General features: G+C 37.2%; 23 protein-coding genes. 14 read left to right on the forward strand and 9 right to left on the reverse strand.

The annotated features are described in order from the left end of the window. Positions 1–65: 65 nt before the first annotated feature. On the reverse strand, positions 66–557 hold the full coding sequence (locus UFO1_RS05735; RefSeq protein WP_051788842.1) for an acyl-CoA thioesterase: 492 nt from the start codon (positions 555–557) through the stop codon (positions 66–68). Positions 558–814: 257 nt separating this feature from the next. Then, positions 815–1804 (reverse strand): sodium:calcium antiporter, encoded by a 990-nt coding sequence (locus UFO1_RS05740; RefSeq protein ID WP_038668952.1) that lies wholly within the window; start codon positions 1802–1804, stop codon positions 815–817. A gap of 259 nt (positions 1805–2063) precedes the next feature. Here UFO1_RS05740 and UFO1_RS05745 point away from each other — a divergent pair, with 259 nt between their 5' ends. Further along, the gene (locus UFO1_RS05745) at positions 2064–3014 is read left to right on the forward strand and encodes a multidrug resistance efflux transporter family protein (protein ID WP_173406209.1); all 951 of its coding nucleotides are present in this window, start codon (positions 2064–2066) and stop codon (positions 3012–3014) included. A 100-nt stretch (positions 3015–3114) separates the two neighbouring features. Here UFO1_RS05745 and UFO1_RS05750 read toward each other — a convergent pair whose 3' ends face one another. Then, the gene (locus tag UFO1_RS05750) at positions 3115–3654 is read right to left on the reverse strand and encodes a hypothetical protein (protein ID WP_038668958.1); all 540 of its coding nucleotides are present in this window, start codon (positions 3652–3654) and stop codon (positions 3115–3117) included. 340 nt (positions 3655–3994) lie between these two features. Here UFO1_RS05750 and UFO1_RS05755 point away from each other — a divergent pair, with 340 nt between their 5' ends. The 5 genes from UFO1_RS05755 (at position 3995) to UFO1_RS05775 (ending at position 9283) form a co-directional block, all read left to right on the forward strand. Continuing rightward, a complete protein-coding gene (locus UFO1_RS05755; protein WP_038668961.1) occupies positions 3995–4450 on the forward strand; it encodes a DMT family transporter in 456 nt (151 codons plus the stop codon). Positions 4451–4701: 251 nt separating this feature from the next. Further along, entirely contained in the window at positions 4702–5694 is a 993-nt protein-coding gene (locus UFO1_RS05760) for an NADH:flavin oxidoreductase (RefSeq protein ID WP_038668964.1), read from the forward strand. A 331-nt stretch (positions 5695–6025) separates the two neighbouring features. After that, positions 6026–7252 (forward strand): beta-ketoacyl-ACP synthase II, encoded by a 1227-nt coding sequence (gene fabF / locus UFO1_RS05765; RefSeq protein ID WP_038668966.1) that lies wholly within the window; start codon positions 6026–6028, stop codon positions 7250–7252. A gap of 22 nt (positions 7253–7274) precedes the next feature. Next, positions 7275–8174, forward strand: coding sequence for a helix-turn-helix domain-containing protein (locus UFO1_RS05770; protein ID WP_038668969.1), 900 nt, complete (start codon positions 7275–7277; stop codon positions 8172–8174). 140 nt (positions 8175–8314) lie between these two features. Further along, complete coding sequence (locus UFO1_RS05775; RefSeq protein ID WP_038668972.1) at positions 8315–9283, forward strand: AEC family transporter; 969 nt, start codon at positions 8315–8317, stop codon at positions 9281–9283. Between the two features lie 108 nt (positions 9284–9391). Here UFO1_RS05775 and htpG read toward each other — a convergent pair whose 3' ends face one another. After that, positions 9392–11353, reverse strand: coding sequence for a molecular chaperone HtpG (gene htpG / locus UFO1_RS05780; RefSeq protein ID WP_038668975.1), 1962 nt, complete (start codon positions 11351–11353; stop codon positions 9392–9394). Positions 11354–11685: 332 nt separating this feature from the next. Beyond that, on the reverse strand, positions 11686–11994 hold the full coding sequence (locus tag UFO1_RS05785; RefSeq protein ID WP_038668978.1) for a hypothetical protein: 309 nt from the start codon (positions 11992–11994) through the stop codon (positions 11686–11688). Positions 11995–12293: 299 nt separating this feature from the next. Here UFO1_RS05785 and UFO1_RS05790 point away from each other — a divergent pair, with 299 nt between their 5' ends. Then, a complete protein-coding gene (locus UFO1_RS05790; RefSeq protein WP_038668980.1) occupies positions 12294–12689 on the forward strand; it encodes a pyridoxamine 5'-phosphate oxidase family protein in 396 nt (131 codons plus the stop codon). A 397-nt stretch (positions 12690–13086) separates the two neighbouring features. Here UFO1_RS05790 and UFO1_RS05795 read toward each other — a convergent pair whose 3' ends face one another. From UFO1_RS05795 to UFO1_RS05805, 3 genes are read right to left on the reverse strand one after another with little or no spacing between them, the layout of a single operon-like run. Beyond that, on the reverse strand, positions 13087–14490 hold the full coding sequence (locus UFO1_RS05795; protein ID WP_038668983.1) for a nucleoside recognition domain-containing protein: 1404 nt from the start codon (positions 14488–14490) through the stop codon (positions 13087–13089). Next, entirely contained in the window at positions 14487–15257 is a 771-nt protein-coding gene (locus tag UFO1_RS05800) for a FeoB small GTPase domain-containing protein (protein WP_038668987.1), read from the reverse strand. The genes UFO1_RS05795 and UFO1_RS05800 overlap by 4 nt, the downstream gene beginning before the upstream one ends. A gap of 19 nt (positions 15258–15276) precedes the next feature. Then, entirely contained in the window at positions 15277–15525 is a 249-nt protein-coding gene (locus UFO1_RS05805; protein WP_038668990.1) for a FeoA family protein, read from the reverse strand. A gap of 423 nt (positions 15526–15948) precedes the next feature. Here UFO1_RS05805 and UFO1_RS05810 point away from each other — a divergent pair, with 423 nt between their 5' ends. The 5 genes from UFO1_RS05810 (at position 15949) to UFO1_RS05830 (ending at position 19920) form a co-directional block, all read left to right on the forward strand. Further along, a complete protein-coding gene (locus UFO1_RS05810) occupies positions 15949–16335 on the forward strand; it encodes a hypothetical protein (RefSeq protein ID WP_038668993.1) in 387 nt (128 codons plus the stop codon). Positions 16336–16648: 313 nt separating this feature from the next. Then, the gene (locus UFO1_RS05815) at positions 16649–17269 is read left to right on the forward strand and encodes a hypothetical protein (protein ID WP_038668996.1); all 621 of its coding nucleotides are present in this window, start codon (positions 16649–16651) and stop codon (positions 17267–17269) included. Positions 17270–17790: 521 nt separating this feature from the next. After that, positions 17791–18636: a hypothetical protein gene (locus UFO1_RS05820; RefSeq protein WP_038668999.1), complete on the forward strand. Its 846-nt coding sequence runs from the start codon at positions 17791–17793 to the stop codon at positions 18634–18636. Between the two features lie 107 nt (positions 18637–18743). Next, entirely contained in the window at positions 18744–19259 is a 516-nt protein-coding gene (locus UFO1_RS05825; protein WP_038669002.1) for a hypothetical protein, read from the forward strand. Positions 19260–19368: 109 nt separating this feature from the next. Then, the gene (locus UFO1_RS05830) at positions 19369–19920 is read left to right on the forward strand and encodes a 3D domain-containing protein (protein WP_038669005.1); all 552 of its coding nucleotides are present in this window, start codon (positions 19369–19371) and stop codon (positions 19918–19920) included. Positions 19921–19922: 2 nt separating this feature from the next. Here UFO1_RS05830 and UFO1_RS05835 read toward each other — a convergent pair whose 3' ends face one another. Next, positions 19923–20837 (reverse strand): helix-turn-helix domain-containing GNAT family N-acetyltransferase, encoded by a 915-nt coding sequence (locus UFO1_RS05835; protein ID WP_038669008.1) that lies wholly within the window; start codon positions 20835–20837, stop codon positions 19923–19925. 399 nt (positions 20838–21236) lie between these two features. On the opposite strand from UFO1_RS05835, the gene UFO1_RS05840 reads away from it, so the two are divergent. Together UFO1_RS05840 and UFO1_RS05845 are read left to right on the forward strand one after the other, a co-directional pair. Next, on the forward strand, positions 21237–21695 hold the full coding sequence (locus tag UFO1_RS05840; RefSeq protein WP_236639334.1) for a MarR family winged helix-turn-helix transcriptional regulator: 459 nt from the start codon (positions 21237–21239) through the stop codon (positions 21693–21695). Positions 21696–21735: 40 nt separating this feature from the next. Next, positions 21736–22227, forward strand: coding sequence for a GNAT family N-acetyltransferase (locus UFO1_RS05845; protein ID WP_038669010.1), 492 nt, complete (start codon positions 21736–21738; stop codon positions 22225–22227). Positions 22228–22319 lie beyond the last annotated feature (92 nt).

The raw sequence follows: 22319 nt of genomic DNA on the forward strand, positions 1-22319 counted from the left end.
TATAGAGTGATGCTTTTTGAAAAACAAGGGATAACAGAGCCATTTAGACTTCAATATCATCCTTATTACAGTCTTTCTGGTACAGGACATGTTTTTGTCTTGTCCCTATTTACTTTGTAGCGTTGCTCGCCTTCTTCGAATCTTGCGCGTTCCGCATCAGAGGTTAGTTCTAGAGCAGGAACAGCGCAGGTGTGACCGCCTGCGTTTAAAGAGACCATTGTAAAAAATGCAGTTAGTGCACATTTGCGCGAGGCTTCCTTAAAGAGGTCTTCTACTTCAACGACAACGAAAACTTCCATTGAGGACTTTCCTACAAATGTTAGGTGAGCATGACAGGTTACTAAGTTTCCTACATAGATAGGCTGATGGAAAGTTAGCTCGTCGACCCTTGCTGTAACAACATTTGAGCGTGCATGTCTGTGGGCCACTACATAAGCAGCGTTATCCATTAATTTCATAATTTCTCCACCATGAACATTACCAGCAACATTTGCCTGGTGGGGAAGCATTACTGTTGACATATCTACAGCGGAATCACGAATTGTTTTTGTTTGCATTAATTATTACCCCTTTCCATTGATATATTTTATAAAGAAATAGTTGTAAAAAAGGTTGTTACCATTAGTCTACTTATAGCATAAAACAATCCATTTTTAAAAGCTAATTAAATTTTAAAGAAGATAATTTACATTGCTGAATATTAGGCATAGAAAGAAGACATTGACAGGACAATTTTGCATGGTTATAATTACGTAATCGCAACAGTTTTTTTACAGGACACAAAAGTGTTTTTAAACGTTACTGTAGTTACTGTTTACTTCAATAAAAAGACACATGCAAATACTAGATAAAATACTCCCGCATAGACTAAACGTATGGGAGATAGTTTGTCTCGCTTCAGTGTTATCAGCAAGTAAAAGATAGAGAGAAGGGTCATGATGCCAGCCCATATTAGGTGAAAGTCAAATAGCCAAGGAGTAAAGAATAAGCCGAGGGCAGTAGGAATGGTAGCTTGTATCATCATGGCACCGCTAATATTACCAAGGGCAAGGGTTTCCTTACCTTGGCGAATCCATATCACGGCGTTTAATATCTCAGGTAATTCAGTAGCGATTGGGCTAATAAGAAGAGATACAAGGAGAGGTGGCATATTCCAAAGTCCACTAAGCAGTTCCAAATGCTTAACAAATAGGTGTGAGCTTATAAAAATCAGGAATAGGGAAAGAAAGGTCTGGAATAAAACCCAAAATACAGTTGGCTCTTTTTCCTTTGGTTGGAATGTTAGTGGATCTATATCTTCTTCCCCAACAATACATTCTGCTCCCATTTCTTTATAAAAATACAAGCCATAGGCAGCCAAAAATAAGAATCCTGCAAAGGGTTTGATGCTAAAAACCAGTAATCCCATCAATACTTTAAATATAAAAATTGATACAAACCATAATTGATCGCGACTCAATTTGTTATTATCAATATCAATATCTGTTCCTAATTCACGCTGTTTACGGAAAGAAATAATGCATAGTCCTACAACGGCATAGGCAATGGTTCCCAGTACAAGGGGACCGCCTAAAGCTGCTCCGACTCCAATATCTTTTTGCTCGGCGCTAGTATTGAAAGCAACAGCAATAAGAGTTACCACGCTTTCAGGTAAGGCTGTTCCAAAGGCCGCCAGGATAGTTCCCACCGCACATTGAGCAATATTAAATTTTCTTCCAACCCACTCAATTGCATTAACAAAAAGCTCACAGCTATAATAAATTACGATAATAGCTACTAATAATGTTAGATAAAGACTTAGCATACAAATACCTCCAATGTAAATATATAAGGGGTAAAAACAAAGAGACCTTTGGTGCTAAAAAAGCACCAAAGGTCTCATTACGCACAAATTGCGGGTACTACCAGGTTGGGAAACCATTCTGTTGATAGCACCTATGTTAATTACTCCCCTTCGATAAAATAATTATAGTGTTTTTTAGTATTATAGTCAAGTTTACCAATTATTATACTAAGATATAGTAATGAAATGTATAAAAATAGGCCATAGTGGAGGAATTATAATGAAGGTAATCCTTATTGGAATATTAGCATCTTTCTTTTTCGCATCTACGTTTGTTTTAAATCGTGCCATGGATTTATCGGGAGGAAGTTGGATTTGGAGTGCTTCCTTACGATACTTCTTTTCTTTACCTTTCTTAGTGTTGCTAGTCATGAAGCGCCAAAATATGAAAGCACTCCTGGATGAAATGAGCAGGAAACCCTTAGTCTGGTTTCGTTGGAGCACCATTGGCTTTGGATTATTTTATGCACCTTTATGTTTTGCTGCAGCAAATAATCCAGCTTGGCTCGTCGCAGGAACGTGGCAAATTACCATTGTTGCAGGTTCGTTATTAGTACCTTTTTTTTATGATGAAATAAAAACAGCACATGGTACCTTGAAAATTAGACATAAGATTCCCAAAAAAGAAGTATGTACCTCTCTATTTATCTTACTGGGAGTGGGATTATTACAAAATAGTGGTAGTGAACGAGTAGGGGATGTATGGATGATGCTAATCGGTGTATTGCCAGTCCTAATTGCAGCCTTTGCCTATCCTTTAGGGAATCGAAAAATGATGGCGGTGTGTAAAGAACGGCTGGATGTGTATCAGCGGGTATTAGGTATGACTATAGCCAGTATGCCCTTTTGGATAATACTAGCCATATATGGGGTGGGGACTGTCGGTTTACCCAGTTCAGAGCAGGTGGTTCAGTCTTTTATTGTTGGGATTTTTTCTGGCGTCATCGCCACTGTTTTATTTTTTCTTGCAACGGATATGGCAAAAGGCGACCCCAAAAAACTTTCTGCTGTTGAGGCTACGCAAGCAGGAGAGGTATTTTTTGCGGTAGTAGGTGAGGTAATATTTTTAGGTGGAAAAATACCTACTGGGTGGTCATTGGTTGGAATCGTTGTTATTGTAATCGGTATGGTATTACATAGTATAAATTTAGGCAAAGAGAATCAAAAATAGGAAACGAAAGTCTTTTTAGAAGTATTGTTGGGAAAATAGAAACAGACTAGCAACAAATTTTTGTTGCTAGTCTGTTTTTGGTTATTCTCACTTCTCATAATTAGAACTTATGACTGATACCGAAACCTACACCATCTTTCGTTGCGTAATTATCGCGTTTATCTGATTTATAACCAAGATTCAGAGAGGTTTGACCATCCATTTTATAGTTCAACCCTGCTTGCCATCCTGTAGCTATATCATTAGTCGTTACAGATGCATAGCCATCTAATCTAGGAGCTAAATTAGTATTTACGCCAATACCATAGAAGAATTTATCAGACTCTCCACTGTAACTGCGATCGCCAACGATCAGACGAATATTAGGATCTAATTTGTAATGGACATATATGTCCGTAGTATGGAAATCACCATATTCTGATGAGTAACCATTTCTTTCAATACCTGCAATAAATTTATTGGATAGGGCATTTTCTAAGTAAAAGCTATCATCCTTAACTCTATCTCCATTTTGATCTAAATTGTAATGATTATAGCCAATATTGGTTTCTCCTTGAGCTAAGTCAGTTAGGGGAGCAGCATAGCCAACACTAGTAGCTAACATAGTTCCTACCATAAGGGTCAGTATTTTCTTATTCATAATGATTCCTCCTAAGATAAAAGTATTATACGCAGCAAATGTGGCGGCAAACATCCAGTTCATTTGTTACGTGTATGTAAATGATCGGCTATGTATCGGGTAATAGGTATTTATCATTGCAAAAATGAACCGATACTGTGCCGATCAGTTGATGTATTTAGAATAACATGGAAGTGTGACAAAAATATGACAAAAATGACTGGTTAGTCTGTTTTGTTGGTAAAAAATTGCTTGTCCTTCAAGAAAACCTATGCTAAACTAATTTACTATTCAGTAACGTAATCATAGTACTTTCAAATGACGGAGAGTACTATGTAGAATAATAAAGGAGGGGAAAAGGATGAATTCAATCTATTATTTGTTGGCATTCATTTCGGGATCAGTGTTAACTTTGCAAGTTGGAATTAACGGGAAACTATTACATAGCCTTGGGAGTCCTGTGCTTACTTCATTTATCAGTTTTATGGTAGGTACTATTGGATTAGGGGTTATTTATGTGTGTGCTGCTTTTCTTGGGGTACAAACAGTACCCTCTTTACAGAGCTTTTCTCTTCCCAGCTGGTGGGCATGGAGCGGGGGGATATTGGGAGCATTTTATATTTTTACAGTTATTTTTGTTGCTCCGAAGATTGGATTTGCTAATATGTTTAGCCTAGTTGTTGCAGGGCAAATTATTCTGGCTATTTTGTTTGATCATTTTGGTGTGTTAGGAAACCAGATTCACAGTTTAACTGCGTTAAAATCGGTAGGTGTAGCTCTATTGATCGCTGGTGTATATTTAATTCAAACAAACTAGGATGTAAATGTACAGTATATAAAAAGGTTCTATGCTACAAAAAAGTGCGTACTTGTTAAAAAAACTCCTACTGATTATTATAGTATTAGAGAAATATTGAAAAGTAATATTTCATATTGCTTAGTTCGTGAGCATAAAAATATCTGATAAGGGTAGTTTTTTGAGGAAGTATAAAAAACAATATACTAAAGATACTACCTGGAAGATGCAAGTTCATTGGGGAAGCAGTTAATTAATAGGAGGTTGTATTCATGTCATATTTACTTCAATCATTGCAAGCGGGTTCTTTGGCATTGGCTAATCGCTTAGTTATGCCGCCAATGGCTACCTCTAAAGCTGATAGTGATGGCAAAGTAAACTCAGGAGTACTAGATTACTATACGGAAAAATCCGAGGGCGGGTATTTGTCACTTGTTATCATAGAACATAGTTTTATTCAGCAGACAGGCAAGGCCAGTGAAAATCAGCTTTCTGTTGCCGATGATAGTGTAATAGAAGAATTAAGAAAGTTAGCAAATGTGATTCATCGTAATGGAGCTAAGGCTATCATGCAAATTAATCATGCGGGGAGTGCAGCTGATGAAAAGGTTATCGGCGAAATTCCCGTGGGACCTTCTGTCCTAGCCAATCCACGCAAAGGAACAATTCCTAGGGAACTTACCCACCAGGATATTACTGCTATTGTCAAAGCGTTTCAAAATGCTGCCCGTCGCGTCAAAGAAGCTGGTTTTGACGGAGTGGAAATTCATTCTGCCCATGGATACCTGTTGAACCAATTTTTTTCTCCTTTAACAAACAAGCGTGTGGATGAATACGGTGGAGAAGTGCACAACCGTATTCGCCTTCATCTGCAAGTCATAGCAGCGGTACGTGAAGTCGTGGGTGATGATTATCCCATTCTATTGCGCTTAGGAGCTTCGGATTATATAGAGGGCGGAACAGCGATTGAAGATAGCAAAACTGCCGCACAAGAATTTGAAAAAGCTGGTATTAATATCTTAGATATATCGGGTGGTTTTTCAGGTTATATTGTACCTGGCAACAACTCACAAGGCTATTTTGCCCCACTTACCGAAGCGATTAAGCAAGTTGTGTCCATCCCTGTCATCCTTACTGGTGGTATTATTGATGCGCAAGTGGCTGAGCAATTACTGGCAGAAGGTAAAGCAGACCTTATTGGTGTAGGTAGAGCTGTATTTAAAGATTCTAACTGGGCGAAAAAAGCAGTTGAAAGTCTTCGTTAACAGAGCATTACTGGCATATACGCCAATCTATCTAGCAATATAATCGAAGAGAAAAACTCTATTTGGTAAAAAGGAAGTGATTGGGGGAAAATATCCTAATCACTTCCTTTGCATTATAACAAGTTACTGCGCAGAGTTTTCTGGAGTAGATATTTAGATAGGACTTTACCTTATTAATTGCATTGTGTGCTGGTATTTAACTACTTGAAAGCAAGAGTTGTTCATTTTTAAATCATCAATATGTTAAAGTTAATAAAGTATTATACTAGCGTATTGTGAAAAGTTATCCTGTGGCAAAGGAAAATCATAAAGTAACATTGGAGGTTTAAAAATGAATAGACGTGTAGTTATTACAGGTATGGGGGCTGTATCTTCTTTAGGGTGTGGCGCAGATACACTCTGGAATTCAATCAAGCAGGGGAAATCTGGCATAAGTAGAATTGAGAGAATTGATGTATCCGATTTACCTACGCAAGTAGGAGCTGAAGTAAGGGATTTTGATGCCAATCAGTTTGTGGAGAAGAAGGAAATTAAAAGGTTGGATCGCTTTACACAATATGCCTTGGCTGCTACCCAAATGGCAGTTGAGGAAGCAAAAATAGATTTCGCGGCAGTAGATAAAGAGCGTGTCGGTGTAATTATCGGAACAGGCATTGGCGGTATCGAAACCATAGAAAATCAGCATAGCTTACTTTTAGAAAAAGGAACCAACAGAATTAGTCCCTTCTTGGTACCCATGATGCTGCCAAATATGGCTGCGGGCCTTGTTGCAATTAAATATGGCGCTAAGGGATTCACTGAATGTACTGTTTCAGCTTGCGCTTCATCGACCAATGCGATTGGTGATGCTTATAAAATCATTCAAAGAAATGCCGCTGATGTGATGATTGCTGGTGGAGCGGAGGCATCCATTACAAGATTAGCATTAGCAGGTTTTTGTGCAATGAAAGCCATGTCAACCAATCTGGATGCTGCCACAGCTTCTAGGCCTTTTGATTTAGAGCGAGATGGATTTGTACTAGGAGAAGGTGCAGGCAGCCTTATTATCGAAGAGTTAAATCATGCTTTAGCGCGAGGAGCTACTATTATTGCAGAAATTGTGGGGTATGGCTGTACGAATGATGCATATCATATTACTGCTCCTGATGAGAGTGGGGCCGCCCGATGTATGAAGTTAGCAATCGAGGATGCAGGGCTAAAGCCTCAGGATATTGGTTATATAAATGCCCATGGCACATCAACGCCATTAGGTGATAAGAATGAAACAAACGCAATAAAAACCGTTTTTCAAAAGCATGCATATGAGCTTGCGGTAAGTTCAACAAAATCCATGACGGGTCATTTATTAGGAGCAGCGGGAGCAATTGAGGCTATTATAACCGCTTCTGCTCTGAAAGATGGTTTTTTACCACCAACGATCAATTACAAAACAAAAGACCAGGGGTGTGATTTATATTATGTGCCCAACGAAGGGAAAAAGGCTGAATTATCTTATGCCTTGACAAACTCCTTTGGTTTTGGTGGGCATAATGCAACACTGGTTTTAAAAGCGTTTTAAAGTTTGGGGGCTATTCAAGGTTATGATAGATATGAAAGAGATTGTAGCGGCAAGTGTTAATTATATTGAGAATAACATCTATAACAAGATTAGCTTAGATGATATTGCCCAGCAATCAGGTATATCAAAATATCATTTGCATAGAATGTTTAAGTCATTAACAGGTGAGTCTTTGATGGAGTATGTTCAGTCACGAAAACTTTCGTCTAGTATAAACGAATTGATTCATACCAATATGAGAATTATTGATATTGCTTTAGATTATGGTTTTGATTATGAACAGTCTTATATAAGGGCCTTTCGTAAAAAGTTTGGGCATACACCGCTAAAAGTACGTTTAGAAAATCTATCCGTAATCATTAAGGAAAAATTGAATATACATGATATTTTATCCCTTAATAATTCCATTATATATAAGCCATTTTTCGTTTATAAACCAAAAATGTATTTAGTTGGTAAGCAACATAAAATAGTAAGTAAATCTGGTGATAAGACTGCCAATGGCTATGGGAATGATTTTTATTATAATCATTCCCATAAGATTGTAAATGCAGTGAACCCAGCAGTATATTTTGGTTATACAGACTGGAGTAGAAATGATGAGGGATATATTTATTATATTCCCTCTCTTGAAGTCCCCAATCTATCTCATATACCCGAAGGGATGAAAGGAATCTCAATACCGGCGCATAAATATGTGGCCTTTCGTTTTGTAGGATTTTTTCATCCCAATGATATTAATGGCAGGCAAGTAGGACGGTTATTAGTTCATATGTATTCCAAATGGATTTTTAAGTCAGGTTTTAAGTTTGCTGATACCTTTCGATTTGAGTATATTGATACTTCTATATCAAAAGATAATTATTGTGAATTGGATATATACCAACCTATCATGGAAAATGATAGGAATGGTTTATTCTAGCAAAATAAATGTGAGTAAGTCACATTTATTTTTTTTGCAGAAAAGTATTCAGAAAAATGAGTGGAAGGAATATGTAGTTTGTAGCAGAATAGAAAATAAATGATCATTTAATGAAGAATGTGAATTGAAGAGGTTAATGTATGGATGTAAAATTAAAGTTAGCATATATTTTTATGGATCTTATCCTGCCCTTGGTATTAGGTTATCTATTTCGCCGCAAAAAGTATCTAAGCGAAGTAAATTGTAATAAGATGATTGTATTCAATATTCTAGTATTGTCCACTGCTCTGTCCATTCTTAGTTTTTGGACTTTGCCTTTGAAGTTGGAGTTAATGTGGCTGCCCCTCTTTGGAATCTTACTTAGCATCATTCCTGGTACTACTGCCTTTTTAATATCAAGTAATAAGTATGATAATGGGTTAGAGAAGGGGAGTTACTTAGTATCTGCTATTCTTTCCAATATTGGTACATTAGGTGGACTTTGTGCTTATATTATTTTTGGGGAAGCGGCATTTGCCTATACGCAGATTGTAGGCTTATTTCAAGGACTGGTATTATTCTTATTTTGTTTCCCCATGGCACAATATTATAAAATGAAAAGCAATCCTACAGGTGAAAATAAAAAACTTACTTTTGGAGCTATGTTTTTTAACCGCAACCAGTTACCAGTTGTGGGTTTAGTCATTGGTATATTGCTATGTTTAGGCGGCGTTCCCCGTCCCGATTTTTTAGGTGCAGTATTTGACCCACTCGTTCATCTTTGCGCCTGGACGGCTCTAATTCCAGCAGGGTATTCCATTGAATTTTCAGGGATGAAACAGTATTATGGTACTACACTTGATCTGCTTCCGATAAAGTTTATTATTACGCCAGTGCTAGGCTATTTACTAGCAAGAGAACTTTTCACCGATCCGGCATTGCTTGGCACTATTTTGATAATCGCTAGTGTACCTACTGGAATTAATGCAATTGTAACTGCTAGGCTATATGGATTGAATCTACATGTGTCTGGTGCAGCCTTTGTAGTAACGACTGCCGTTTTTTTAGTAATTGTATATCCGATCTTATTTTTTTGGATTACAACAAATAACGTAGGTATGATTCATTAATTAGGAAGAGTTCACTGATGGTTAAAAAAGGATAAACTGAGTTACAGATACTAAAAAAACTTGAACCATAACAGATATGGTTCAAGTTTTTTTATGTACCAGCAGGACCTAATTCCCTTTTCGCGCCATTAAGTTGGATACTTTATTTGCAAAGCTGATAGGGTCTTCTGGGAGTAGACCTTCAATTAACATTGCCTGCACATACAATAGGTCGCAATAGTCTTTGAAGGCTTCTGAATCAGGAGTAGCTTCATGTAAATCCTTTAAGACATGGAACACATCGTGATTTGGATTTAATTCTAGAATTCTGCTAGCTTTGTACATGGTATTATTCATTTCTGACAAGATTTGCTCCATGGAAAGACTAATGCCATTATCATCACTAACCAAGCAGACAGCACTGGATTTCAGACGATTACTAATCTTCACATCCGCTATCTTGCCTTTCAATTGTTCTTTGATGGCCTTAATTAGAGACTCATTTTCTTTTAATATAGCTTCCGTATCTTTTTTAGCTTCAGGAGAGTCGATATCATCCAAGTTTAATTCCCCGCGGCTAATGGACTGGAACTTTTTCTCTTTATACTCTTGTAAAGCATCGATTGTAAATTCATCAACCTGATCATATAGGTAGAGAACTTCAATCCCTTTTTCTTTCAGCAGTTCCATTTGTGGTAAGCGTTCTACGGAAGCTCGATCTTTACCTGTCGCATAATAAATGACTTTTTGGTTTTCCGCTATACGCTTCGTATAGTCATCCAAAGTAGTCAACTCTTCAGTTGCGTGGGAAGAAGCGAAGAGTAATAAATCTTTTAATTTATCGCGGCTTTGGAAATCCGTGTAAGCTCCCACTTTAATAGCCTTACCAAATTCCTTCCAGAAGGTTTCGTATTTAGGACGATCTTTGGAGAGTAAATTTTCTAAAGTTTTTAATACGCTTTTCTCTAGATTTTTGCCAATTAGCTTTAATTGCTTACTGTGTTGCAACAGCTCCCTAGAGATGTTAAGGGAGAAGTCGGAGGAATCCACTAAGCCTTTAACGAAACGCAAATATTCTGGGAGTAGATCTTGGCAGTTGTCCATGATGAAGACTTGTTTTGAATAGAGGCGAATTCCAGAAGTAGTTTTTTGAGTGTACAAATCAAAAGGCGCACGGGAAGGGATAAAGAGTAAGCTTGTGTACTCTACTGTTCCTTCTGCTTTGGAATGAATAAGTTCTAGTGGATCTTCCCAGTCATGAAAGAGATTTTTGTAAAAGGTATGATATTCTTCTGCCGAGATTTCGTTCTTATTACGAGTCCATAAAGGAGTCATTGAGTTTAAGGTACGAATCTCTACTGTTTGGGTTGCTGGCGCATCTTCGATTACCTTGCCATCTTCATCTTTTGGTTTTTCTTCTTTAATGAAGTTCATTTTAATTGGGTAACGGATGTAATCCGAATATTTTTTTATTAATTCTTCGATGGTATGACGGTTTAGAAAATTGTCTTTAGAGCCGCCTGCAGAACGAAACTCTTCATTAAGGGTGATACTAATGGTAGTACCCCGTTTTTCCTTATCCACTTCTTCAATCGTATAGGTTCCATCTCCGCTAGACTGCCATTTGACACCTTTTGCTTGTCCAGGGGCACGAGTGATTAGGGTTACTTTATCGGAAACCATAAAGGCAGAGTAAAAACCTACGCCAAATTGGCCGATTAATTCATTGTCAGTAGCTGTTTCCTTCTCTTTTAATTTCTGCAAGAAGGATTTAGTTCCTGATTTGGCAATGGTCCCAATATTTTCGACGACTTCATCATAGGTCATACCAATACCATTATCCGATATGCTTAGGGTATGAGTGGCTTCATCGGGAACAATGAAAATTTCAAAATTGGAGTCTCCTTCGAGTAAATCATGATTTGTTAAAGACTCGAAACGAATTTTATCGATAGCATCGGAGGCGTTAGAGATAAGTTCTCTTAAAAAGATTTCCTTATTTGTATAAATAGAGTGAATCATCAAATCTAATAATTGCTTAGTTTCCGCTTGAAATTCCATAGTTTGTTTCGTTTTTGCTGCTTGGCTCATGTAGGAAGTCTCCTTTTTATTATGTAATTAATTTATAGATTACTTCTTTGTTAGCACTCTCAATATGCGAGTGCTAACTTTCTTATATAATACCTTGATTGTTATTTGAAATCAAGATATTAACCATCCAAATTTACGCAATAATAACATTTTTTTACCGCTTTTATTCAATTTACTAGCGAAATTATATTATCTTTCGTTTTTAAATGAATGTCTCATTCCAATATAAATAAGAGAAAATATGTGGGCCGCTGTAGCTTGGTGCTACAACGGCCCACATATTTATAAATGATAGTATGAGCTTGGGGCAGATATCGGAAAGAAATCATGAACTACGTTGAGAGATGTTGTTTTGCATGGAAGGCTGATTGGATAGCCTTTTGAATTGTTTCAGTATTAATTCGTTCAGTCCACTTATCGAAATAACAAGGATAACTTGTTCTGCATGAACTGCATTCTATAAATTGCTTAGTATCCTTTTGCTCTCGATTATCATATAAGTGGGGAAGAAGTTCTTCCGTATTATTAATTCCGGGTGCATTGGAATCTATGACATATGAATATTCATAGGTAGCTTGGTATTTTAATATAAGATGGTCACTATTACAAACGGGACATACAACAGAATTGGTTTGGGTCATAGTAGTTCCCCCTATCTTAGTTTTGTTTGGCGCCTTCAACCTTCGTATTCATTTGTATTATATCCATATTTTAAGAGTATCAAACCGTAAGGATAAAGCCAGGGTTTTTGTTAAAAGTACATTCTCTGTTCTCACTCCACACGGTATGGGTGGTAATTTGATAAGAATGAGAAAAATTCTAGGCTTAAAAATAAAATCATTCCAAGGATTAATGTAATGCTGATAATTTTTTTGTACATACTAAGTGTAAATATTGTAGTTTTTCCGAACAATCAGATGTAAATAAAGGAGTCGATTTTATGAATAAAGTGATTCAATTTCTAACTGACAACACAACATTCTACCTTGCCACGGTTGATGGTGATGCCCCAAGAGTACGGCCCTTCGGATTTGTTATGAACTATAAAGATAAGATGTATTTTTGTACTAGCAATCAAAAAAATGTATACAAGCAGCTAAAAGCAAATCCTCAATTTGAAGTGTCTACAACTTCAAAAACAGGGGAATGGTTACGTCTAAGAGGGAAAGCTGTTTTTGATACAAATAAGGAAACGAAACAAGCCGCATTGGACTCTGCCCCTTTTCTGAGTAGCATGTATAGTGTTGATGATCCAAATTTTGAAGTGTTTTATATTGAAAATGCAGAGGCCAAATTTTACAATAGGACGGGTATTTCTGAAACGATCAACTTTTAAGCAATTGTTATTGAATTATAGCAATTGAGGTCTATTTTACCTCTTATTTTAATTAAAGTTATGGCAATAATACTATTGGAGGTGATAAATATGAAAGAACAGAAATGCAAACAAGAACAAAATAGAAAAGAAAATAAGAACGTTGAATTTGCAAAAGAAATTTTTAATAAAGAAAATAAGAAGCAAAATAAAGAAAAATGCTAAAATAACAAAAGGTGGCTATATAGCCACCTCTTATATTGCAATTAAGGACTTATTGCATATTAGAACCCGGATCAGGATTTTGGAAGGCTGGCGGTTGAAAAATTTTAAGATCAATTTGAATTCTATAGAATAGAAAAAAGATCAGCCCTACTTGCTAACATTTGTTATTTGCGTAGTTAGGGCTGATCTTCGATTATACTAGGTTAAGTAGTCGTGCTGTCTGGGCTACTAAAAAGCATACCAAAAATGCAACTGTAGTGGGAATTATGAAAGTCAGAAAGGTCCATTTTTTACTACCCGTTTCTTTGTAAGCAGATAGAAGGGCAGTAGTGCAAGGCCAATGTAATAGGCAAAACAGCATAGTACAAACGGCCGTTAGCCAAGTCCAATTATTATGGATCAGAATATTTCGCAGTTCCTCAAGACTTTCAAACTCCATCATCTGACCTGAGGATAAATAACACATTAAAAGGATTGGCATAACAATTTCATTCGCAGGCAGGCCCAGGATAAAAGCTAAGAGGATAAAACCATCAAGGCCAATGGCATAACCGAGAGGCTGCAGCCAAGCCGCCAAGTGACCAATAATACTTAATTCTCCTATGTAGATATTTGCCAGCAGCCAGGTGATGGCACCTGCTGGGGCTGCCATTATGATGGCTCGTTTTAAGACAAAGACAGTGCGGTCGATGAGAGAACGATAAAAGATAGGACCGAATTGGGGTTTGCGATAGGGCGGGAGCTCTAAGACTAAAGAAGACGCTTCCCCTTTTAATATAGTGTGGGATAATGCCCAAGATACGGCAAAAGTTACTAAAACTCCAAGCATAACCAAGCACGTAACTACGAGAGAAGCCACTACAGTTTCTAGCTCTGAAATAAACATGCCGCCCATAAAGATAGTAGCAATGGCGATTAGCGTGGGAAAGCGTCCATTGCATGGCACAAAATTATTAGTTAAAACGGCAATCAGACGTTCTCTTGGAGAGTCGATAATACGACAGGAGATCACTCCAGCGGCGTTACAGCCGAAGCCCATACACATAGTGAGAATTTGTTTACCGCAGGCATGACACTTTTTAAATAGATTATCTAAATTAAAAGCTACTCTTGGTAAGTAACCAAGATCCTCTAAGAGGGTGAATAATGGGAAAAATATCGCCATAGGCGGCAACATAACAGCTACAACCCAAGCTAGCCCTCGATACATACCAAGGACGAGCACACCAGTTAACCAATTTGGTGCTCCAGCGATTTCAAACCATACTAATAATTGATCTTGAAAAGCAAAAAGCGCATCTCCAATTATCTCTGAAGGAACATTTGCTCCGGTTATTGTGATCCAAAAGATGGTACTAAGTAATAGCAGCATAATTGGATACCCGAATAGTCGTGAGGTTAGAATATCGTCTAGCTTACTATCCCAACTGCGATTTTCAGAAATTTGTTTTGTAATCGCCGGCCTAGCTATCGCCTCGGCGTTGGCATAAATGTCAGAAACAATTTGATCGCCTAAATTTTCATGATTGAGACGGATTTTTTCCGCTTCAATGCATATTTCTTCTAAAGTCATCATAGGTTTAATTGTAGCATTCATACTGCGGCCTCCTGTAAATATGTCAAACTCAAACCTAAGTAGCTTGTAATACTTTTTATAAAAGCCTGATCACCATCTAGCAGGCGTAGTGCTACCCATCGAGAATTTAAATTAGGGCCTATTACTCTTGCAATATTAGGTAGGAGTTGTTGGATTGCATTTTCTACTTCCGGAGAATACTTAATTTGTCTAGGGGTTCCTATGCACGAGCCTATAGACATTTCATATAACCCTTGACGTAGTTCGTCAAGGCCTACTCCATTTCGGGCGGCAGTGGCGATAACTGGCACGCCCAATTCTTTTTGTAAGGCAGGAATATTGATTTGTATATTTTTTTTTGTCGCTTCATCCATCAAATTGACACAAACAATCACTTTAGACGTTATCTCCATGACTTGCAAAGCTAAATTGAGATTGCGTTCGAGACAAGTGGCATCAAGTACTACTAGTGTAGCATCGGGTTTGCCAAAACAAATAAAGTCTCTGGCTACTTGCTCTTCGACAGTATGAGCCAAGATGGAATAGGTACCAGGTAAATCTACCATTAAAAAAGAGTGGTCAAGATAGGTAAAATTGCCTTGGGCATTATCAACTGTTTTTCCAGGCCAGTTACCTGTATGCTGGTGTAATCCTGTTAGCGCATTAAATACAGTACTCTTACCCACATTCGGATTACCAGCTAAGGCTACGGTAAATTGTCCTGGACGCGTTGTAATGCCAAAATGCTCATGTAAAATCCTATGGTGTTCATCACGATTATTGCTCATTTTGATGTTCCTCCTAATATTAGTTGGTGAGATTAACAGTAATTTGGCTAGCATCTTCACTGCGTAAAGCAATGAGAGTATCTCTCACTAAGTAAGCTATTGGATCTCCTGATGGACTTTTTCGTATACATTGCACAGGTGTCCCAGGAACCATACCTAGATCAAGAATGCGTCGGCGTAATAAACCTTGCAAATTAAGGGATACGACTTGACAAATAGATCCTATCCCTAAGGATGATAATGGAACAGTAGTTGATAATGTATTCATGCTAAAATCTCCTTGTTTAATATGTTTTGTAGACGCTGGTTACAAAACATATTTTATTTTTACTTAATTGTTGATTCCCATTTTGATAAGCGGGTGGTTCTTCTCTCTTTAGAGTAGAGGGAAACTGATAGGGTTGATGACAGTTTTACTATAAGAGATCGCGTTTTAACATAGGAACTGATATTAGCCGTGGCTAACATTTCTTTTAAAAAAATAGTTAGCCTTGGGTAACATGTAGATAACTTAATTTACTATATGAAAAGCGAAAGGTTTTTGTTACTTACATAGGAAGCTGTCAAGAAATATAGAATAAATTAAATTTTTCGAGTTTTGGTAATTGTGTCCCGTATCATCAAAAAAACTAAAGAAAATTATTTTATTTTAAATGGGGCAACATATAAGAAAAAGGAAAGGTGGGTAATTATGCAGGATTATTGCGGTAGTAATGGTTGCTATATGTTAGAGTCAAGTGAGGACTTTGATGGTGAGTTTCTTGAAATTTATCTTAATAGTCCAGTTGTCTATGTTCTTGACAATAATGGTAGCAGTGTTCGTGTAGTAGGTGGGGACCGCCCTGAACCTGATATTATCTTTGAGTTATTCAAAAATGATGAAGATGGTGTCTTATTAACTGATAAGATGGAAGTGCCTTCATTATTTTTACATGGTGTTAAGGAGTTCATAATAGCACTCTTGCAGTATGATAGAGAGGATTTCGGTACAAAGGAAGGACTTTTAAAGGCTGTAGAAAGTCTACTCGACAAGGAAGGCGCAGAATGGGGTATTGTTCATGAATCCGCAGCGGAATGATTGACTAATGACTTCATAAGATTAGTGTGTTTTAAAAAGAAAATGAAGACTTTTGCTTGTGCTAACACATGGCAGAGGTCTTCATTATTTTATAGTAAGATTTTTACAATAGCATAGCTAAACTACATACTAGTAGAAAGAATGCAACAGAATGAACAGTTAGTGTTTTATAAGGTATCACTATTTTACTTGACTTAGTTATTCTAAATAGATAGAGTTTATTAATAATGGCAAGTATCCGCACGTAAGATAGGGAATAGAAAAAATATGTTCTCCTGTACTATCAGTAATGCGGTGAAAGGGGGAGTGAGATATGGAAGTTAAGCATCCTGAATGGTTACAGATTCAATCAGATAACCAAACATTATATGGTTACAATCAGGAGTGGTATAAGACTTCGTTTCAAAGAACGAGGGGCTGCGGACCAACAGCTGCTGCCATGTTGCTTTTATATCTGAATAAACGAGTAATAGAATCTCTGCCATACCAGGGCCATAGTATTCCTGCTATAACAAAGGTACTTGAAGACGTATGGAATTTTGTTACTCCTGGATGGTTGCTAGGACTGAATAGCACTAACAAGTTTTGTAAGGGTATGGAGGCTCTTTTGAGGCATTATAGGCTAGCTTGGCGATGTCATGTACTGAGCATTCCTATGTTTAGATCTAGTCGGCCATCCCTTACGAAAGTTGTAAAGTTTTTGGAAGAGGGGATTGCTTCAGATTGTCCCATCGCATTTTTAAACCTTCACAAAGGGCGAGAGATAGCCTTGGAGAGCTGGCATTGGATTGTGCTAATCGCTTTATCCTATGATGCAGAACAGAAACGTTATATTGCTACCTGTTATGATGGAGGCCGCTTGGTTACATTTGATGTAGGTCTATGGCTGGAAACTAGCAGCTTCGGGGGCGGTTTTGTCTATATAACAGTTTGAAAGAATGAGGATATAAAAGTAAAATGCAGCCAACCTACGAAAGGTGGCTGCATCTTTTACGGAATCAGAAAGTATAACACTTTCTTGATTCCAAGTAAGAACGACTAAGGCTTCTGCCTGCGTCCGAGGATTTGGCACAAGCAAGTCTTTTCTTATATAATTAGGGTCTTTGAGGTTTCCTCTGTGTGTTAACTGTTCGGTCACTTCTCCGGTTGGAAACATCTTTAGGATCACCGAAAGTGACCTTTTTAGAATTAGCGACGATTTTCTGTTTATGTACAATATCCATAAAATCACCTCCCGCTCAATAGTTTATCCATATCATAGTGATTCATGTTATAAAAAGAAAATCGTCCATAAATTGGCAAGATTCATAAATAAGTCTTTACGCTATAAGGGCACAAATTCTGAAAAGTATTTGCAGGAATCAAGCCTCTTATTCGTAAATAGATTACTAATAAGAGGCTTGATTCTCTTAGGTTTATAATCTTGATACTATTTATAGTAAAGGAGTAAAGTGAATGAAAGAAGAGATTATTTCGCAAATCACCAATTTTGTCAGTACTTCCGAGTTGAATAAGTTACCACATACGGAAATAAAAATCTACAATTCTCCTCTAATTGGGTTTGCGGATGTAAACAATCCAATTTTTGAAGTCTATAAGCAGAAGATAGGATCATTTCACCTGACACCGAAAGAATGGTTTGGTTTGGAATTTGAGGATAGTTCCTTGTCCAAAGGAACCGTAATATGTTGGATCCTTCCTTTTACCGAAAGTGTCTTAAAAAGCAACTCCTTAGAAAATGAACTTCCTTCAAAAGAGTGGGCTCAAGCTAGATTTTATGGTGAGCAGTTTAATGATATGCTAAGAGAGTTTGTCGTCAATATAGTCACTGAAACGGGGAGTCGTACGGTTGCACCTTCTTTGAGTTCACACTGGAAGCGAAGCTATGACGATACTATTGGAATTGCATCGACTTGGTCGGAAAGGCATGCCGCTTATGCCGCTGGTCTAGGAACATTTAGTCTAACCGATGCACTAATAACGGAACGTGGCATGGCGATGCGTGTTGGTAGTGTAATCACGGAATTGGTTCTAGAGTCTTCTCAAGCTACATACAACGGAGTTTACGACAATTGCTTGCATTACAATTCCAATAGTTGTGGAGTTTGCATTCGTAGATGCCCAGCCGGAGCGATTTCAAAAAATGGGCACAATAAAGATGTATGCTTTGACTATACGCGCAAAATAGTAATGCCTGCAGTCAATGAAGCCTATGAGGTTACCACGCCCAGTTGTGGGCTATGCCAAACTAAGGTGCCTTGTGAAAAAGCCATTCCCAAAAGGCCCAAAGTAAAATCATAGTAATTAATTAAAGTTTGTAGGGATTTTGTTAATGCATAAGGTGATACTATCTTTTGTATTGATAAATTTAGTAAGAGTATTAATATATTCATTTAGGAGGCAGGAAATTGGAAGGTGAGAACTTGGTTTCCGTGCATAATCAGTATGACATTTTTTTGGCGTCGCCGATTTCCAGCTTTGGTTCAGCTTCCCAGTATATAGATGATAGGTACAATACACTTCAACTCATTGGTATATTAGAAGATAAGGTAGGAACCGTTTTTTACGCTGGGAGAAATCTACCGGATAAGGAAAACTTAGATGGTGATCAGGAGGTAACGAAAGATTTTGAGGCGATCAGAAATTGTGACTACTTTATCATGTGTTATCCTGAAAAAAGTACATCGAGTGTGTTAGTTGAGGCGGGATATGCTCTTGCATTAGACAAGTTTTCTATCTATATTGTCCGAGATCTTTCCGATTTACCATTTCTGTTACAATTTGCGATACGATCGTTTAAAAACGTTCTAGCCTATGAATCAGAGTCCATAGAGGAATCTGCCGTATTTATAGAACGGGAAATTTTCCTAAATAGGGAGAGTAGCGGTAATCGTCCTCCTTATAGAGATAAAATTATGAAATAAGGGTTTAGATTGCCTGTGGTTCTCAATAACGGTATTTTGCCGTATTTTTTGAAACTACATTCATATTTTAGTTCAACTTCGGTAAATACTAATCATAGGAGGTGATCCTATGAAAGAGAAACTTCATCATAAGACGATACGGCATTATAAAAAAATAGCGGCAGCACTTGGCAGTGCTGCAGTTGTTGCAGCTTCGATTATTCCGGGCATAGCTGCAGTAGTTGGATCTCCTGATGTTACCCCGCCAGCAGCGGAGCCTACTACGCAAGAGGCACAACCTCAACAAGCTGATCAGCAGGCGCAAAATGTGTCGCAGGAAGAAGCGGGGGCAAAACAGGTCCTAGATATAACCGCGACTGCATACGCACCAGGACCTCATGACAACGATCAGTGGGGTAACAAGACTCGTATGGGAACACAAATTAGACCTGGGGTAATTGCTGTGGATCCGAAAATAATCCCTCTCGGTTCACAAGTAATGATAAAGTATCCTGATGGTACAAAAGAATATGCAGTAGCAGAAGATACAGGCGGAGCTATCAAGGGACATCGAATCGATGTGGCAAAGTGGACGGTAAAAGAAGCAAGCCGATTTGGTATTAAACCTGTTAAACTATATGTATTAAATACTCCGGAACAGAGTAATGAAGGGCAAGCATAAGTTTACAAGTCTAAGTCCCAACGCTCCTCCAAGATATTTTCACCCCAAGTAGGATTTTCGTGAGAGCTTGTTAATGTGAAACCGTGACTTTTATAGATGTGGCGGGCAGTTTTAAGCAAGCTAAATGTTTCAAGAAAAACGTGTTTATAGCCTTTTTCGCGGCAAAAGTCTAATGCCATTGTGACGAGTCTATGCCCTAAGCCTCTGCCGCGGATTTCAGGCTCAATTAAGAAATATCTTAGCTGAGCAGTCGAATTATCAGACTTGACGATTACTACGCTACCGATAGGTTTGTTTTCTATTTCTGCGATTAGCATGCATTCATAGTTTATATCATAGTGCTTTGCGAAATGATGTAAACCTTTGTCTACATAATCTCTAAAAACGGAATTTAACCCATATTCCTCTTCGTATAAGACGCAATGTCGGGAAAGAATGTAATCAATATCTGAGGCAATAAAATTTCGTATTATAATTGGGTTAACACGATCTGATATGATGTTTTTAATTATTTCCATTGCCTCTGTAACTTTTGTAAGCTGATTCTCATCTAAAGGTTGAATTAGAGAAGCAATGTGCTCATCGGATTTTTGGTTTAGATTTGCGATTGTTTCATTGCCTTTCACTGTTAAAGTAATCAAGTTTATTCGATTATCTTTTATAGACTGAACTTTTGAAATAAGTTGGTTTTTTTCTAAAACCTTGATAATTCTACTCATATAACTACGGTCTATATTTAGGCGAGCGGCCAACGCATTGGAGGTACAATGCGTTATTTTGCTTATTTCAAGCAGTACACGAGCCTCTGTTAAGGCGTAGCCACTCTCTAGAATATGCTGATTAAGTAATCCTAAAATATTGGTATAAAATCGATTGAAACTTCTGATCTTATGAATACAATCTAGATTATTTTGCATAATTAATCCTCCTAAAACTAATTGTGGACTTTGTCCTCTAATTAGTTTATGAAAAATAATGGACTTTGTCAACTAATTTGTGTTGAGGGAAGAAAGGTTCAATGTAACTATAAAATGAACTAGCAACTCAAACATGTGTGATAATTAGATAGAAAAGTATTAGCGTAAAGCTAATACTTTTTCTATAGAAGCAGCAAAGTGGGACATTCCTTTGTTTTTACTTAAAACAAATCAATAGAGTAAAGATAGGAAACGTAATATACGATATGCGAGGAAAAAGAACGTTAGTAGAAGATAAGTAGTATTACTATTTTTTAGTTGAAATATCAACTAAAAAATAGTAGAATGTAATTAGTTGATATTTCAACTAAAAGTAATCATGGGGGAATTGATAGTAGTATGCTTAAAAATAAAGTGCTACGGGAAGTTGGTATGCTTGCTCGTTGTATCCAATCGATTAGTGATATTAAATATCGTGATATCAAATTACAAAGAGGGCAGTTTATCTTTCTGACTCGGATATGTGAATGTCCAGGTATCAATTTAATTGAACTTTCCAATATTCTCAAAGTCGATAAGGCAACAACAACGAAGGCAATACAAAAGCTGATGGAAGAGAATTATGTAATAAGAGAACGCAATAATGCAGACAAAAGAATGTGGCATTTGTTTCCTTCTTCAAAGGCCCAGGAGTTTTATCCTTATATCATCCAACAAGAAAACTGCAATATTGAAAGCTGTTTTACTGGATTTAGTCTTGAGGAAAAGGAAACTGTATATCACTTGCTCAAGAGAATGCGTGAAAATATTGAACAGGATTGGAAGGAACTAAAAACGTGTAAAGAGGATTTAGAATAAAGAGTGTTAAAAAAACTACTCACTAAGGGAGAGGTTAATAATGACAAAAATTATTTTCAAAGAGTATTCTAAGGAGTATAAAGAGGCAATCATTCATTTAATTCTCGATATTCAACAAAATGAATTTAGTATTCCAATAACGAAAGAAGACCAACCAGATTTAAGTGATATACCTAATTTTTATCAATCGGGCAAGGGTAATTTTTGGGTGGCTTTATGCAACAATCAGGTTGTTGGGACGATTTCATTGATAGATATAGGAAATAGCCAAGGCGCATTGCGGAAAATGTTTGTGAAAGATGCCTATAGGGGAAGTAAGTATAATATATCAAAACTATTGTTGCAAAAATTGATGGGATGGGCAAAAGAATGTAGTATTCATGAAATTTATCTAGGAACCACTGAAAAATTTTTAGCGGCCCATCGTTTCTATGAAAAAAATAACTTTATTCAAATAGCAAAAGAGGACTTGCCAAACGGGTTTCCGATCATGAAAGTTGATACGAGATTTTACAAAATTAAGCTTAAATAACAAACTTTGTAGTATGAAAAAACATCCTTAGTCGATTATTGACTAAGGATGTTTACTATTTAAATAAACTTTAAGATTTATGGAACTGTATT

This window comes from Pelosinus sp. UFO1 (genome assembly GCF_000725345.1).
Taxonomy (GTDB): domain Bacteria; phylum Bacillota; class Negativicutes; order DSM-13327; family DSM-13327; genus Pelosinus.

Bases quoted from the DNA above. Each gene is read 5' to 3' on its own strand.
- UFO1_RS05735 (WP_051788842.1), bottom strand. From the start codon at position 557: ATGCAAACAAAAACAATTCGTGATTCCGCTGTAGATATGTCAACAGTA.
- UFO1_RS05740 (WP_038668952.1), bottom strand. From the start codon at position 1,804: ATGCTAAGTCTTTATCTAACATTATTAGTAGCTATTATCGTAATTTAT.
- UFO1_RS05745 (WP_173406209.1), top strand. From the start codon at position 2,064: ATGAAGGTAATCCTTATTGGAATATTAGCATCTTTCTTTTTCGCATCT.
- UFO1_RS05750 (WP_038668958.1), bottom strand. From the start codon at position 3,654: ATGAATAAGAAAATACTGACCCTTATGGTAGGAACTATGTTAGCTACT.
- UFO1_RS05755 (WP_038668961.1), top strand. From the start codon at position 3,995: ATGAATTCAATCTATTATTTGTTGGCATTCATTTCGGGATCAGTGTTA.
- UFO1_RS05760 (WP_038668964.1), top strand. From the start codon at position 4,702: ATGTCATATTTACTTCAATCATTGCAAGCGGGTTCTTTGGCATTGGCT.
- fabF (WP_038668966.1), top strand. From the start codon at position 6,026: ATGAATAGACGTGTAGTTATTACAGGTATGGGGGCTGTATCTTCTTTA.
- UFO1_RS05770 (WP_038668969.1), top strand. From the start codon at position 7,275: ATGATAGATATGAAAGAGATTGTAGCGGCAAGTGTTAATTATATTGAG.
- UFO1_RS05775 (WP_038668972.1), top strand. From the start codon at position 8,315: ATGGATGTAAAATTAAAGTTAGCATATATTTTTATGGATCTTATCCTG.
- htpG (WP_038668975.1), bottom strand. From the start codon at position 11,353: ATGAGCCAAGCAGCAAAAACGAAACAAACTATGGAATTTCAAGCGGAA.
- UFO1_RS05785 (WP_038668978.1), bottom strand. From the start codon at position 11,994: ATGACCCAAACCAATTCTGTTGTATGTCCCGTTTGTAATAGTGACCAT.
- UFO1_RS05790 (WP_038668980.1), top strand. From the start codon at position 12,294: ATGAATAAAGTGATTCAATTTCTAACTGACAACACAACATTCTACCTT.
- UFO1_RS05795 (WP_038668983.1), bottom strand. From the start codon at position 14,490: ATGAATGCTACAATTAAACCTATGATGACTTTAGAAGAAATATGCATT.
- UFO1_RS05800 (WP_038668987.1), bottom strand. From the start codon at position 15,257: ATGAGCAATAATCGTGATGAACACCATAGGATTTTACATGAGCATTTT.
- UFO1_RS05805 (WP_038668990.1), bottom strand. From the start codon at position 15,525: ATGAATACATTATCAACTACTGTTCCATTATCATCCTTAGGGATAGGA.
- UFO1_RS05810 (WP_038668993.1), top strand. From the start codon at position 15,949: ATGCAGGATTATTGCGGTAGTAATGGTTGCTATATGTTAGAGTCAAGT.
- UFO1_RS05815 (WP_038668996.1), top strand. From the start codon at position 16,649: ATGGAAGTTAAGCATCCTGAATGGTTACAGATTCAATCAGATAACCAA.
- UFO1_RS05820 (WP_038668999.1), top strand. From the start codon at position 17,791: ATGAAAGAAGAGATTATTTCGCAAATCACCAATTTTGTCAGTACTTCC.
- UFO1_RS05830 (WP_038669005.1), top strand. From the start codon at position 19,369: ATGAAAGAGAAACTTCATCATAAGACGATACGGCATTATAAAAAAATA.
- UFO1_RS05835 (WP_038669008.1), bottom strand. From the start codon at position 20,837: ATGCAAAATAATCTAGATTGTATTCATAAGATCAGAAGTTTCAATCGA.
- UFO1_RS05840 (WP_236639334.1), top strand. From the start codon at position 21,237: ATGCTTAAAAATAAAGTGCTACGGGAAGTTGGTATGCTTGCTCGTTGT.
- UFO1_RS05845 (WP_038669010.1), top strand. From the start codon at position 21,736: ATGACAAAAATTATTTTCAAAGAGTATTCTAAGGAGTATAAAGAGGCA.